This window comes from Nocardia sp. CY15 (assembly GCF_009829295.1).
Classification (GTDB): domain Bacteria; phylum Actinomycetota; class Actinomycetes; order Mycobacteriales; family Mycobacteriaceae; genus Nocardia; species Nocardia sputi.
Genome location: NZ_VUOT01000004.1, coordinates 218,928 through 232,310, shown reverse-complemented (window position 1 = coordinate 232,310; position 13,383 = coordinate 218,928). Strand labels below are relative to the sequence as shown.

12 protein-coding genes are annotated in these 13,383 nt (G+C 68.3%); 6 read left to right on the top strand and 6 right to left on the bottom strand.

What is annotated here, in order from left to right; all coding sequences use genetic code 11:
• Window positions 1-125: 125 nt before the first annotated feature.
• Window positions 126-734, bottom strand: coding sequence for a hypothetical protein (locus GVY39_RS08960; protein WP_159922285.1), 609 nt, complete (start codon window positions 732-734; stop codon window positions 126-128).
• A 287-nt stretch (window positions 735-1,021) separates the two neighbouring features.
• Window positions 1,022-1,354: a hypothetical protein gene (locus GVY39_RS08955; protein WP_159922287.1), complete on the bottom strand. Its 333-nt coding sequence runs from the start codon at window positions 1,352-1,354 to the stop codon at window positions 1,022-1,024.
• Window positions 1,355-2,001: 647 nt separating this feature from the next.
• Between GVY39_RS08955 and GVY39_RS08950 the strand changes: the two genes are divergently transcribed.
• From GVY39_RS08950 to GVY39_RS08935, 4 genes are read left to right on the top strand one after another with little or no spacing between them, the layout of a single operon-like run.
• Window positions 2,002-3,051: a helix-turn-helix domain-containing protein gene (locus GVY39_RS08950; protein ID WP_159922289.1), complete on the top strand. Its 1,050-nt coding sequence runs from the start codon at window positions 2,002-2,004 to the stop codon at window positions 3,049-3,051.
• Complete coding sequence (locus GVY39_RS08945) at window positions 3,048-4,487, top strand: pyridoxal phosphate-dependent aminotransferase (protein WP_159922291.1); 1,440 nt, start codon at window positions 3,048-3,050, stop codon at window positions 4,485-4,487. Before GVY39_RS08950 ends, GVY39_RS08945 begins: the two co-directional genes overlap by 4 nt.
• Entirely contained in the window at window positions 4,484-5,455 is a 972-nt protein-coding gene (locus tag GVY39_RS08940) for a hypothetical protein (protein ID WP_321212403.1), read from the top strand. Before GVY39_RS08945 ends, GVY39_RS08940 begins: the two co-directional genes overlap by 4 nt.
• 31 nt (window positions 5,456-5,486) lie before the next feature.
• Complete coding sequence (locus tag GVY39_RS08935; protein WP_159922295.1) at window positions 5,487-6,254, top strand: SDR family NAD(P)-dependent oxidoreductase; 768 nt, start codon at window positions 5,487-5,489, stop codon at window positions 6,252-6,254.
• On the opposite strand, the gene GVY39_RS08930 is transcribed toward GVY39_RS08935, so the two are convergent.
• The gene (locus GVY39_RS08930) at window positions 6,255-6,893 is read right to left on the bottom strand and encodes a class I SAM-dependent methyltransferase (protein ID WP_159922297.1); all 639 of its coding nucleotides are present in this window, start codon (window positions 6,891-6,893) and stop codon (window positions 6,255-6,257) included. It lies immediately after the preceding gene.
• A gap of 77 nt (window positions 6,894-6,970) precedes the next feature.
• Between GVY39_RS08930 and GVY39_RS08925 the strand changes: the two genes are divergently transcribed.
• Complete coding sequence (locus GVY39_RS08925; protein WP_201295179.1) at window positions 6,971-8,386, top strand: hypothetical protein; 1,416 nt, start codon at window positions 6,971-6,973, stop codon at window positions 8,384-8,386.
• A gap of 812 nt (window positions 8,387-9,198) precedes the next feature.
• On the opposite strand, the gene GVY39_RS08920 is transcribed toward GVY39_RS08925, so the two are convergent.
• Window positions 9,199-10,215 (bottom strand): stage II sporulation protein M, encoded by a 1,017-nt coding sequence (locus tag GVY39_RS08920; RefSeq protein WP_159922301.1) that lies wholly within the window; start codon window positions 10,213-10,215, stop codon window positions 9,199-9,201.
• A 43-nt stretch (window positions 10,216-10,258) separates the two neighbouring features.
• Here GVY39_RS08920 and GVY39_RS08915 point away from each other — a divergent pair, with 43 nt between their 5' ends.
• On the top strand, window positions 10,259-11,071 hold the full coding sequence (locus GVY39_RS08915) for an RDD family protein (protein WP_159922303.1): 813 nt from the start codon (window positions 10,259-10,261) through the stop codon (window positions 11,069-11,071).
• Here the strand turns inward: GVY39_RS08915 and add are convergent.
• Entirely contained in the window at window positions 11,050-12,069 is a 1,020-nt protein-coding gene (gene add, locus GVY39_RS08910; RefSeq protein ID WP_159922305.1) for an adenosine deaminase, read from the bottom strand. The genes GVY39_RS08915 and add overlap by 22 nt on opposite strands.
• A 15-nt stretch (window positions 12,070-12,084) precedes the next feature.
• Window positions 12,085-13,380 carry a DUF58 domain-containing protein gene (locus GVY39_RS08905; RefSeq protein ID WP_159922307.1) on the bottom strand — a complete coding sequence of 432 codons (1,296 nt, stop codon included), beginning with the start codon at window positions 13,378-13,380 and terminating at the stop codon, window positions 12,085-12,087.
• Window positions 13,381-13,383 lie beyond the last annotated feature (3 nt).

Sequence of the window (13,383 nt, the reverse complement as noted above, 5' to 3'; positions counted from 1 at the left end):
ACCGCGGCAAACCCTTCACCCTGCGTCAACGACACCGAGAGAAGACATTGTCCTATTGGAACTTTTTTGGCGGCGCGCTACCTCTTCCCTCATGTGGGAATGACTCGACCGGGGTCGGCAAGCCACTACTTCTGGGGTGAACTCAGCTGCGGTTCATGCAGGTCGAAGTAGGTGGCGTCGCCCATCAGCGCGTTCTCCTCCTCGAACAGCGACCGCAGATCGTCCGGTATCTCCATCTTCTCGTGTTCGCGGGCTTCGGCTTCGGAGGTGAAGTACACCGTCTCGACGAATCCGTCGTCGCCGAAGGTGGCCAGCGTGCCGCCGAGAATCTCCGGGCGTACTTCGTGCACCCGATCGCCCGACTGCGCCAAGATCTCGCGCATCCGGCGCGCGTCACGCGTGTGACCCTCGATGACCTGCACGAATCCGGCGCGGTCCGAGCCGCCGCCCATCCACTGCGTGACATCGGCGCAATCCATGAAGGTGACCGGGCCGTCGAAGCATTGCTTGGTCTCCTCCCACCAAGCGCCCTGTTCGGGACGCTCGCTGTTGCGGCGGGCGGCCTCCGCGGATTCGAATCGGGCCAGCGCGATGAAGGTGCCGTCGTCGCACAGTCCGCTCGTCGTGCCGAGATAGCCGACGGCTCCCGGCTGCAGTTCCTCGTTCCACCGATCCATGCATCGGCGCAGGCGGGCGGGGTCGGCGGTTTTTCCTTGAATGACTTGGATGAACATCGGTTCCTCCTGGGGCGGAGTGACCACTCCGCGGTGTCGCCGGCCCGTCACATCGTGGTCCACCGAGGGGCGGGACACCGCACGGCCCGCGACGGCGGCCGGCGCACAGTCAATCGTTCGCCGCTCGGTGGCCGCACGCAAGTGCCGGACGCCGGTGCATCGATGAGGCATCGGCCCAGCGGAGAATCGGGCTACGCGCCCGCCGAAGTCGTGCGGCAAGCAGGACGAATCGGAGCGGAAGCGGCGGCCTGGCCGCTCGCATTTCCGGCGGTTCTCCACCAGGCCGCTCAGGCGGCGGAAAGAGGCGTTTCGGCGCAGCGGGCTGCCGCGTTGTCGCGTTCGGCGATGCGGGCGTACAGCCGGATCAGCACCTCGCGCAGGGTGAGGCCCAGCTCGGCGGCGTGAATGGCGGCCACTTCGAGGGCGAGGTCGCTGGTGAGCGTGCGGGGATCGCTGAGCATTTCGTCCAGGACCATGCCGCTGACTGCCTGTGCGCGAGTCCATCCTACGGTGGGCAGCCAGCTCAGTTCCCAGACTTCGCCGGAGGAAAAGGAAAGCAGCCGCGCGCTTTCCGGGGTGATGTCGCTGGTGATGATCGAATCGGTGATGTCGAGTGCCATGATCCGCTCTCATTCACTCTGTTCCGGGATGACGCGGACCCGCCGCTCGTCACGGGGACGGTGGCCGTGCTCGGCCACGGCCCGAACGCGGCGGAATCGTCCGTGCCTGAATTGCTCGGGCCCGAGGGTCTCGGGCAGATCGGCGCGAGCGGCGGAAGTCGGTCGATCACGCCTGGCCGCAGGTGCGGCCCGGCCCGCGCCATATCGAGGTATCCGTGTCCGGCACCTCCTAGAGCTATCGGGCCACCGAGGTCGGCGAATGTAGGTGGAACACGTTGCGCCGAAATCGAATTGCGGTGGCTTTGACACAAGGCTAGGTAAGGACACCTCGTGCTGTCAATGAAGCTTCAACGCTTTCTGAAGATACTTCTTAAGCGTCAGAGTTCGAGAATGGTCATATGGCTCAACAGATGTCACGATCTGTGGTTTCTCATCACTGGGCGGACCTTGTGAAGCGGAAATTCGAGCTTGTGTGGCAGTCTGGCTTCACTCGGCTTCGGGTCGCTGCTCGTGCGGTCGAATCTCTTGTTGGCAACGAAATTCGGCGAAAGCGTTTCATCCGACGCCGCTTGACACTTGATGATTAGAATGTCGCAACGTGACACTGCGTGAGCATGCGTACGCAAGGTGCAGGATGGAGGCTCGGTATGGCTGGCTCCGGCTCCCGTGAGCAGGTCGGCAACTTGGTTCGCAGGCTACGACTGGAACGCGGCTACACCCAGGCGACGCTCGCCACCAGGGCGGGCTGCTCTCGCAGTCTCATTCAGCAGATCGAGAACGGCAGCCGGATTCCGCCGCTCGCACTGCGGGAACGTCTGAGCCTCGCCCTCGGCGCGGAATTGCCCACCGACGGCAGCGCCGATCCCGCGACCGATCCGACCAGTAGCGCCTACTACGACCTGCGAATGCGATTCAACGTGCTGCTGGGCAAAGATCCCGAATTGGTGGAGCGGGCGCTGGGTATAGCGCAGAGCCTGATCGACGCGTCCGGGGCGCGAGAGGAGATCGAGCCGCTGCGATCTATCGCCGATCGGCAGTTGGAACGCGCCGAAGAGATTCTCGCGCAGATTCCCTCACGCAGTGCCACGGTGTGGGAGTGGAACACCGTCATCGACTGGCTGACGATCCTCGAGCAGGCCACCACGTCGGTTCGTGCGATCCATACCGCGGACCTGGGCACGATCGGCGGGGACGTCGGCGACGACTATCACGCGGCGATCCTGCGCCTGGCCGACAAGGCTCATCCGCCGAAAATCGATGTGCGACGGATGTACGTGCTCGATGACATCTCCGATGTGTGGCCCTATGACGACAAGTTGTGGAAACAGGCGCGCTCGGGCGTGGAAAGCGTGCTGGTCAAGCGCGAGTACGCGCGCAACGCGCAGAGCATGCTGGTGGTCGACGACCGCTACGTCGCGGTGGGCGAGTACGACTACTCGCGCCAAGCTCGGGTGGCGACGCGCTTCTCCGCGCTGAAGCACGACGTCGCGTTCGCGGTCCGGCGGTTCGAGAAACTCTATGACCTCCGACGCGCCGGATCGGCCGTCGTGGTCGACCAGATCGTCGCGCAGCCGCCCTTGGCGGAGTTCGACCGGCTCTCCGACGGCGACTGCCGCACCCAGTTTCGCGCCGCGCTGCAAGACAAATGGAACACCGTGCCCGCACCGGGAGACTATTCAGAAGGCGAGGTTCCGTGACTCAGAGCCAGGTGCTCACCGATCCGCTCGCCGACCTGGCGACGCTGACCAATCGTTCCGAGGCCAGGAAACGGGAAGTGCGCGGGCGGATTTCGCGGGACGCGTGGTTCGCGGGCACCGGCGGCCGCCGCTATTCCGGCGTCATCGACGCCTACCACGGCGAAACGGGCCGGGCGCCGGACGCGCACGCCGTCGCGGCGCTGGATCGAGCGTGGCGGGAGAGCCTGCACATCGCGCCGTCGGCGGAGTATCTCGACGGCAGGCTGTACGACAAACGACAGCCGCTGATCCTGCGCGAGCTGGCGGCCCGCAGGCTGTTCGACCGGCTGTCGCACCCGGTGGAAGGTGTGCCCGGCGTCCGGGTGCACGCCGAAGAGGTGATCGTCTGCCCGTACTCGAGCACGATGCTCCTGGAGGAGGCCGTGGCCACCCTGGCCAGGCCCGGCGGGGTCATCGTGTGCCCGGAGGGGTTCTACAAGAGCTCCAGCATTCACGTGGAGAAATCCGGCTTGCGGATCGTGTCGTGCCCGGTAGCCCCGGACGACGCGTTCAAGATCGATCCCGCCCGGCTGGCCCGCTGCCTCGACGAGCTGCGTGCCACAGGCGAACTGTGCGGCGTGCTGCTCACGCTGCCGGGCAATCCGGTGGTCGCGGACTACACCGCGGCCGAGCTGGCGCAGATCGGACGGGTGCTGCTCGACTGCGGCGCTCCGGTCATCTGCGACATGGCTTTCGACCGGCTGGTGGCCTCGCACATCCCGATCGCCGCGTTGCACGTGGAGACCGAGCAGGGCATCCGGCGACTGTATGACGTCATGCTGACCATCACGGGAAACTCGAAGGGCTACAACGCCTTCGGTCCCTGCAAGATGGGTGCGGCGTGCACCGGCGATATCGTGTGGCTGGAGCGTATCCGCAAACGGCTCACCATCTCGTTCCAGCGCGAGACCACCCATCTGGCGCGTGCGATCCTCGAGCACACTCCCGAGGATTACTTCGACCGAAATCACATGCTGATGCGGGCGCAGATCGACCGGGCTCGCGGTCACATCGCCGCGATCAACAACCGGTTCGGGGCCGATGTGCTGCGACCGCTGGGCAACCCGGAAGGGATGTTCGTCTCGCTGGTGTTCGATCGCATTCTGCTCGACCGGGCGGGCGTGCACACGAGTGCGCAGGTGGAGGACATGGTGCTCGCCGTGGCCGGTGTCGACAGCGTCGCGCTGGACCGGACCGGCTCGCTGCGTCCCGGCGTCCGGTTGAACGTCCTCGCTCCGCGCAAAGCGCCCCGCCACGAATCGCCCGCTCTGATCGAGGAACTCTTCGACCGGCTCGAGCAACTGATCCGCGATATCGCAGGCGGACTCACCTATCGCGAAGCGCTGGCCGATCGCGGCCTGACCGCCCTCGTGGCGGAATCCGGGGCCACGCGGTGATCGTCGGGGTGCTGCGTGAGACGGCTCCCCGGGAGACCCGCGTGGCGCTCACACCGGAGGGCGTGCGCACACTTTCGACGGCGGGACTCCGAGTCGTCGTGGAGGCGGGCGCGGGGCAGGGTGCGGGGTTCGCCGACGCGGCCTACCGCGCGTCCGGGGCGGTCGTCGCGGATCGCGCCACGGTATTCGAGCGCGCGGGCATCGTGGTGTGGGTGAAACCCCCGGCGTACGAATTGGACTCGTTGCCGCTGCGCGCGGGGACGACGCTGGTGGGCTTCCAGGATCCGCACTACCGCCGCCACGAGATCGATCGGTTGCGCGCCCGCGGTATCGAGTCGGTCGCCTTCGACCGGGTGCCGCGCGACGAGACGACCACCGAGATCGACGCGCTGACCACCATGAGCCGGATCGCGGGCGGGGTGGGTTACGCCGAAGGCAGGCGATTGCTCTCCCCGTCGCGGCGCACCGGCCCGGTCCGGGCTCTCGTGCTGGGGTGCGGGGCGGCCGGGCTCGCCGCGATCGCGGCCGCGCGCACGTTCGATGACGAGAAACCGACGGCGGTCGGTAATCGCCTCGCGCAGCGGGACGCCGCGTTCGAGGCGGGCGCCGGGCGTTTCGTGCCGAACCGGGACGACAACGCGGCACTGCTGGAATCGCTCGCCACGACGACGCCCGACCTTGTCGTCTGCACCGCCGTGCACCGTGGCTCCCCGGCCCCCCGTCTGCTCGACCAAAAGGCTTTGGACCTGCTCGGCCCGGGGGCCGTGGTCGTGGACCTCGTGGCCAAGGCGGGCGGCAATTGCGTCGCGACCGTCGCGGACCGGACCGCCACCCTGCCCAACGGCGTCGTCGTCACGCATCGCTCCAACTATCCGGCCAGCCGTCCGGAGCCGGCCAGCCATGCCTACGGTTCGGCGGCGGCCGCCATGGTGCTGCGGATCGCCCGGGGAACGGCGGATGTCCCTTGACGCTGGATGAGAACGTGTTCTAATTTTTGGCATGCGCAGATTTGACGGCCGCCGCGTGGTGGTGACGGGAGCTGGATCCGGCATCGGTCAGGGCATCGCCCTGCGGCTGCTGGACGAAGGGGCGCAACTGGTCGCCGCCGACATCGACGCGGCGGGCCTGGCGGCCACCGCGGAAAAGGCGGGCGACGGCGCCGAACGACTGCGAACGGTCGAGGTCGACACGTCCGATCCGGCTTCGGTGCGCACCGCGACCGCGGCGGCGCTCGACTTCCTCGGAGGACTGGACGTGCTGGTCAACGCGGCGGGCATCCTGCGCCCCGCGCGCACCCACGAGATGCCGCTCGAGGTGTGGGACCAGGTGATCAGGGTGAATCTCACCGGTACGTTCCTGATGACCCAGGCCGCGCTGCCCGCCCTGCTGGACACCGGCCGTGGCGTGGTGGTCAACATCTCCTCGACGGCGGCCTTCAGCGCGGCCCCCTACCTCGCCTCCTACGCGGCGTCCAAGGGCGGCGTGACGGCCTTCACCCACGCCATCGCCCTGGAGTACGCCAAGCAGGGCTTGCGCGCGGTGAACATCGTTCCGGCGGGCATCACCAGCGGTATCACGACGAAGTCCATCCTGGATCAGCCCGAAGGGTTCGACCCGCAACTGTTCTCCCGGATGACCGGATGGCTGAACGGGGGAGCGCTGGGCAGCCCGGAGGACATCGCCGGGGTGGTCGCCATGGTCGCCTCCGACGACGGGCGGTACATGACCGGCACCGAGATCAGGGTCGACGGCGGCGCGCTGATGTAGTCAGCGGGGCGTCGCCACCAGAAGGTGATGTGGGATCGGCGTATGCGCCGGCCGCCGGTGCTCGACGTAGCAGCCCGCCTGTTCCAGCGCCGCGATGACCTCCGGCACCGGACGCAGTGTGAAGCCGTAGGACGTGAACGGGAGCTTCGCCATCGCGTCCGGGTCGCCGATACCGATCACCAGACGGCCGCCCGGCCGCACCACCCGCGCGAGTTCGGCGCAGGCCGCCGTGAGATCCGGGACGAAATAGACGGTGTTGACGGTGATCGCGGCGTCGAGACCGTCGTCGGGCAACGGCAGCGCGGTGAGCGAACCCTCGATCAGCCGCAGGCGACCGGCTTCGATATCGCGCGCGTGGCCCGAGCGGGCTCGCGCCAGCATGTCGGCGGAGATCTCGACGCCGTGCACCACGCCGTCGGCCCCCACCCGCTCGAGCAGCAGGGAAAGTCCTGCTCCTCCACCGAATCCCACGTCCGCGACGGTGCTGCCCGGCACGATGGCCGCCGCCTCGACCGCCCCGGCGATCGCGGACTTGTTGCCGCGATTGAGCGCGAAGGCGATACCTTTGCCGAGCACGCCGTGGGGATTCCCGAGCTGGCCGGCCAGGGCGGACAGCAGACGGGCCCGGACAGAGTTCATGGCGCCCATCGTAGCGAGCGGGCTGTGCCGCCTCGCGCCCTCGAAACACCGATTACCGCGAGCGAAGGATGATCCGAATGCGCCGACCGGTGATGCTTCTCGCCGCCTGCCTACTGGCCTTGCTGCCCGGTCCGTCCGCATCGGCGGCCGAGCCTTGGGGGCCGCTCGCTGCGCCGAATCCTTTCCTCGGACCGTCCGGCACCGCCACCATGCACGGCGACGCGGGGTCCTCGGACGTGACGCCGCTCGCCGGTCCGGCCGCCCGCGCCGCAGTGGTCGGTGCGTATCCGCTGGCCTCCGCCTGCCCCACGCTGTTGGAAGGATCGGACCGTCTCGTGGTCGCCCTGTGCACCGCTATCGCGGGACAGATCCCCACTGTGCATCTGCTCGACCCCGCGGCGCCGGGGCCGTTGGCGTACTCGCTGGCCGCGCTGCCGTTGACCAGAGGCAGCCTCCTCGGCGGGGTGTACGCCTACCTGGATCAGGCCGACCGCCTGGTGGTCGTGGACGGCTCCGACCGGTTGCTGCGGGTGCGGCACGAGCGTGACGCGGCAGGGACATGGCGGCTGATCGGCGAACACTACGCCGATCTCGGCTCGGTGATCCCGTCCTGGGACAACGTGACCGGCCTCGTGCCGGACTGGTCGGGCAATGTGTGGTTCGCGACCGGCCAGGCAGTCGTCGGGTTCGTCACCACGACCGGGCGGGTCACGGCGATGGCGCTGCCCGCGGGAGAACACGTGGCCAACAGCATCTCCGCTGCGCCCGGCGGGCAGGTCGCGGTCGCTACGACGCACGCGTTGTACGAAATGCGCGTCGGCGCGTCCGGCGGTCCGGAGATCGTGTGGCGTGCGGCGTACGACCGGGGATCGGCGCGTAAGCCGGGGCAGCTGAGTTGGGGGACCGGCTCGACACCCACCTACTTCGGGCCGGAGACCGGCGCCGACTATCTGACCGTCGTGGACAACGCCGACGAACAGGTGCACGCCCTTGTATTCCATTCGGGTAGCGGCCGATTGGTGTGCTCGGTTCCGGTGCTCGGCGCGGGTGGTGCGGGGAGCGAGAACTCGCCGGTCGGGATCGGCCGCTCGGTCTTCGTGGCGAGCACCTACGGTTATCCGTACCCGGCACTGCCCGAGGGAGCCGGTCCGGCGGTGCCGCCGAGCGCGCCGTTCACCGGCGGGATGACGCGGATCGATGTGGCCGCCAACGGATGTCGCGTGGTGTGGGAGAACACGGTTCGCAGTGCGGCCGTACCGCGTTTTTCCACCGCCGACGGCGCGCTCAACACGGTCGCGCGCATCGGCCCCGACCACACCACACCGATCGACGGATACGCCTTCACCGTCCTGGACCCGGAAACCGGTGCGGTCACCGCGTCGCACCCCCTCCCCGGCACCGTCGTCGACGATCCACTTCAGACCGCGCCGCTGATCACCCACGACGGCCGCCTGCTGCAAGGCACGGTCACGGGAATCCTCCGCATCGGCTGAGCCCGATGACGGGAGAAGGTGACTCGGGTCACCAAGCGTCGAGTGGTCCGTGGCTGTCTTTCCGGTTCCGGACCCGCGCATTGCGCGAGCGGTCTTCGGCGGTTGTGGCACTGTGACGTGCGTCTCTCGAAGCTGGTTGTGGCCGAGGTGATTTCGCGAGGTCCCGGCTGCTGAGGGTGGGGGTGAGGCGAAGATCACATACCTCGTTGTGGTTGCGGCCGAGGTGCCGACGGGGTGCGCGAAGCGGGGATGCGCGGGCACTTTTTCGCAGCCGGTTAATCCGGAGCCTGTCGGGGAACTGGCCGGTCTTCCTCGGGAGCCACTATGTCCTTACCCGGTTTATTACCGCGTAAACAAACTTGTGGTCTCTTTCCATTCCTCGGTTGTCAGCAACTGGCAATTTGTGCATATGAACGTGCAGGTGGGAGTGGGTGCCAGCAAACCGTAGAGGGGTCTATCTCGATGCTCGGCTAACTGCTGGGAAGAGTTCCGAACCGTTGCCGAGCGCGATTCCCGACGATCTTTCGGCGGCTTCGCCGGGACGGCGCACACCTAGTGAAACCGCTATTTCGCGGGTCGCATGCGGTTAGCTGGCACGGGGCGAAAGGGTGGCTTCGCAAGGGTTTGCTGGAGTGCTGCTTTATACGCTTGACCTCGGCGGGGAGGGTTGCGTAGGGATAACGATTGTGTAGAGTTGACGGTAACGCTGGCCGCAGCTCGAGCACGACTCGCTGCGGCCAGCGGAACTCAATCGGGGGAGTTCTCAACCAATCTGGAAGCCACGTAGCTACCGATTGTCCCAGCGGCGCCACTCAGGGTGTGCTGATTGTTGGCTGTGTCACAGGTGATGGTTGCCCGCTCGATACCGGGGCCTTCGGGTTCGCGGGCTCGATGACGGCTCGGCGGCCCAGCCCGAACACGTACACCAGGAACAACGCCTCGGCGGTGAACCCGATGGCGATGCGGATCGGCGCGGGCAGCGGGCTCGGCGTCACGAATCCTTCGATCCAGCCGCAGACCAGCAACACCCCGACCAGCCCGAGCGCCACGGTCGCGGTCGCCCGTCCCTGCCTGGCCACCGCCTCCACCCGGCTGAGCCGGCCCGGATCGATCAGCGTCCAACCGAGTTTCAGGCCGACGCCGCCCGCGACGAACACCGCGGTCAGCTCCAGCGTGCCGTGCGGAAGGATGAAGCCGAAGAACGAATCCAGCCGCCCCGCGTCGGACATCAGCCCCGCGGTGACACCCAGATTGAGCGCGTTCATGAACAACAGGTAGATCGCGGGAAGGATCAACACCCCGGTGAACAAGGCGATCGCCGCGACCCACGCGTTGTTCGTCCACACCTGCGCGGCGAAGGCGCCCTGCGGATGCTCCGAGTAGTACGTCTCGAACGCGCCGCCGGGCGCGGTGAGGCTCGCGGTGTCGCTCGGAATGCCGAGCACGTCGCGCGCCGAATCGAACCGGTCCACCCAGATCGCCAAGCCGGCCGAGACGAGCAGGAACGCCGCGGCGACGCCGACCCACCACGGCCAAGACCGGTACAGCGCCGCCGGGAAGCGATGGCTGAAGAACCGGCCGACCTCCCGCCAGGTGTCGGCTCGCGTCCCCAGCACCCGGCCCCGCGCACGCGCCAGCAGTGCACTGAGCCCGGCGATCAACTCCGGGTCCGGGCTGTGCGACTGCAGTCGCGCCAGCTGCTGGGACGTGCGGCGGTAGAGCATGACGAGTTCGTCCGCCTCCGCGCCGGTCAGCTTGCTCCGCTTGGACAAGTAGTCGAGCCGGTCCCACGCCCTGCGGTGCGCCAGGCTGTATGCGTCCACGTCCATTCGGTTGCCTCCCACTCCCACCGGTCGCAAGAATGCTATCGACATGGCTGAATTCACCACCGGCGAAGCAGTGGCCCTGGAGCTGCCGATCGCTCGCATCCCCACCAGGGCCACCGCGTTCCTGATCGACGTGCTGGCCCAGTGCACGCTCGGGTTCGTGCTGCTGCTGGCGATCGTCACGTTGCTGCTGCCCGCGGGTGTGGACTCGGCGTGGCTGGAAGTAGTGACGCTGGTCACCATCGTGACCGTGCTGGTCGGGTACCCGGTGACCTGTGAAACCGCCTGGCGCGGGCGGACCCTCGGCAAATTGCTGCTCGGGCTGCGCGTGGTGCGCCAGGACGGCGGGCCGATCGACTTCCGGCACGCGCTCACCCGCGGGCTGGCGGGCGCGATCGTCGACTTCTGGATGCTCGGCGGGTTCGGCGCCATCGCGGTGGTGACCTCGATGTGCTCGCCCCTGGCGCGGCGCATCGGTGACGTGCTCGCGGGCACCGTGGTGGTGCACGCGCAACGACCACTGCCGCCGCCCGCGCTCGCCATCGCGCCGCCGTGGCTGGCCGCGTGGAGCGCCCAGCTCGACCTGGCCGGGCTGCCGGAGGATCTCGCGTTGGCGGTGCGGCAGTACCTCACCCGTTTGCGTACTTTGACTCCCGCGGCGCGGCATCATCTCGGCACGGCGCTCGTGGCCGAGGTGTGCGGCCGGTTGCGCGTCGCGCCCCCGGCCGAGTGCCCGCCGGTGCAGATCCTCGGTGCGGTCATCGCCGAACGACAGCGCCGGGCGCTCCCGCCGCCGCTGTTCCCGGTGTTCCCGCCGCGGCTGCCGGCGCCCGCAGGTCAGCCGTTCGCGGCGACGTAGTCGTCGATCTCGCGGAGAAAGACGTCCTGACGAGCGGGCGTGATCCAGGAGGCGCGGAAGGAGTTCCTGGCCAACTCGGCCAGCCGATCGGTCCCGAGACCGGCGTGCTCGGCGAGTGCGAGGTAGTTGTCGGCCACGTACGCGCCGAAGTACGCGGGGTCGTCGCTGTTGATCGTCACCGTCAGCCCACGGTCGAGCAGGCCGACGATCTCCTGCGCCTTCATCTGCGCGGTGACGAAAGAGTTCGACACCGGACAGCAGGTGAGCGGGATGCCGTTGGACCGGGCCAGGTCGACCAGGCGATCGTCCTCCACGATGTTCGTGCCGTGGTCGAGGCGGTCGACGGCGATGTCCTCCAGCGCCTGGCGGATGTGTTCGATCGAGTTCGGCTGGTCGATGTCGCAGTGCATTGTCAGCAGGAAGCCTTCCGCGCGGGCGCGCTCGAAGACGCCGGCGAACTTGCTCGGCGGGTTGCCGCGCTCGTCGGAGTCCAGCCCGACCCCGAGGATCCAGCTCTTGTACGGCAGCGCTTCCAGCAGCGTCGCCATGGCGAACTCCGCGGAATGGTCGCGCAGGAAGCACAGGATCAGCTCGGCGGAAATCCCCAGCTCCCGCCGCGCCCGGGCGATCGCCGACCGATATCCGCTGATCACCGTCGGGAACGGAACCCCGCGCCCGGTGTGCGCCTGCGGATCGAAGAACAACTCGACATGACGTACGCCTTGGGCGTGCGCCCTGCGCAGATAGTCATAGGCCAGGTCGTGGAAGTCCTGCGGGAGCAGTAGTACGCGCATTGCCGGGTAGTAGACCTGGAGAAACGACGTCAGGTCGTGGAACCGATAGGTCTGCGCGACCTCGTCCACGTTCTTCTCCGGCAGTTCGATGCCGTTGCGCCGAGCCAGGCGGAACTTCAGCTCCGGCTCCAGCGTCCCTTCCAGATGCAGGTGCAACTCCGCTTTGGGCAGTCCGCGGACGAAGGCGGCGAGATCCGGTGCCATGGGGACATGATCCTCCTAGAGGGCGCCGGACTGCTTCAGTTCCAGGTATTCGTCCGCCAAGGCCTCCGGCAACCGTTCCGGGGACGCGGCCACGACCGCGATCCCGATGCGGCGCAGGGATTCCTGGACCAGCGCGCGTTCGGCGAGGACGGATTCGGCCGCGGCCGCGGCGTAGAGGTCGGAAAGGTCGTCGCGCCGGGTGGCGGCCGCGGCGATATCGGGGTCGGTCACCGAGACGATGAGCACTCGGTGCCGCTGCGCGAGCACCGGCAGCACGGGCAACAGGTTCTCCTCGACCGCGGCGCCGTCGAGGCTGGTGAACCAGACGACCAGGCTGCGCCGGCGGGTGCGCTGAATGGCCGCGCGCACCAGCGCGGCGCTGTCGGTGTCGACCAGCGCCGGGGTGACCCCGGCCATCGCGTGCATGAGCTTGTGCTGCAAGCGCTTTCCGCCGACACCGCGGACCTCGGCGCGCGGCTGCCGGTCGAAGGCGAGCAGGTCGACCGAGTCGCCCGCGGCGGCGGCCAGACCGCCGAGCAGCAGGGCGGCCTCGATGCTCGCGTCCAGGCGCGTACCGTCGCCGACCCGACCCGCGCTGACCCGGCCGGTGTCCAGCAGCATCAGCATGTGCCGGTTGCGCTCGGGCCGCCAGGTGCGGACCAGTACGTCGGTGGCGCGTGCGGTGGCGCGCCAGTCGATGGCGCGCACGTCGTCACCGGCGACGTACTCGCGGAACGAGTCGAATTCGGTGCCCTGGCCACGCAAGTTGGCCACATTGCGGCCTTCGAGATGTTGCAGCCGTTCGACTTTCGACCGCAGCAGCCGTTCGGCGCGGAACGCGGGCAGCGCGCGTACCCGGGCGGGCACACTGCGCCGTGTCTGCCTGCCTGCCAACCCGAGGGGGCCGAGCAGGCGCACCGTGACCGGTCCCGCGACCCGATCGCCACGGTAGGTGGGCGTGAGCGTGGTGCGGAAACGGACTTTGGTGCCGGGGGCGAGTTCCAGCCGGTGCGTGCGGTTCTCGGGACGGGCACTGTCGGGCCAGTCGTCCCACACCGTGCCGCGCAGCACGCGTGTTCCGGCGTTGACCGCGACGAGTTCCACCTCGGCGGAGCGCCCGAGCCGCACCGTGGTCAATGCCTCGCGGGAAAGCGTCAGATCTCGCGCCCGGCCCACGGCCAGGAGATCGAAGAGCAGCCCGGCCGTCAACACACACGTCACCACCACGACGCCGAGCAGGGACGGCATGACCAGAGTGACGAACAGGGCCGCCATGCCTGCCGCGGCGGCCAGCCGACCGGTGACGACCATCCG

Coding starts and splice junctions, on each gene's coding strand:
- GVY39_RS08960 (WP_159922285.1), bottom strand. CDS start 734: ATGTTCATCCAAGTCATTCAAGGAAAAACCGCCGACCCCGCCCGCCTG.
- GVY39_RS08955 (WP_159922287.1), bottom strand. CDS start 1,354: ATGGCACTCGACATCACCGATTCGATCATCACCAGCGACATCACCCCG.
- GVY39_RS08950 (WP_159922289.1), top strand. CDS start 2,002: ATGGCTGGCTCCGGCTCCCGTGAGCAGGTCGGCAACTTGGTTCGCAGG.
- GVY39_RS08935 (WP_159922295.1), top strand. CDS start 5,487: ATGCGCAGATTTGACGGCCGCCGCGTGGTGGTGACGGGAGCTGGATCC.
- GVY39_RS08930 (WP_159922297.1), bottom strand. CDS start 6,893: ATGAACTCTGTCCGGGCCCGTCTGCTGTCCGCCCTGGCCGGCCAGCTC.
- GVY39_RS08925 (WP_201295179.1), top strand. CDS start 6,971: ATGCGCCGACCGGTGATGCTTCTCGCCGCCTGCCTACTGGCCTTGCTG.
- GVY39_RS08920 (WP_159922301.1), bottom strand. CDS start 10,215: ATGGACGTGGACGCATACAGCCTGGCGCACCGCAGGGCGTGGGACCGG.
- GVY39_RS08915 (WP_159922303.1), top strand. CDS start 10,259: ATGGCTGAATTCACCACCGGCGAAGCAGTGGCCCTGGAGCTGCCGATC.
- add (WP_159922305.1), bottom strand. CDS start 12,069: ATGGCACCGGATCTCGCCGCCTTCGTCCGCGGACTGCCCAAAGCGGAG.
- GVY39_RS08905 (WP_159922307.1), bottom strand. CDS start 13,380: ATGGTCGTCACCGGTCGGCTGGCCGCCGCGGCAGGCATGGCGGCCCTG.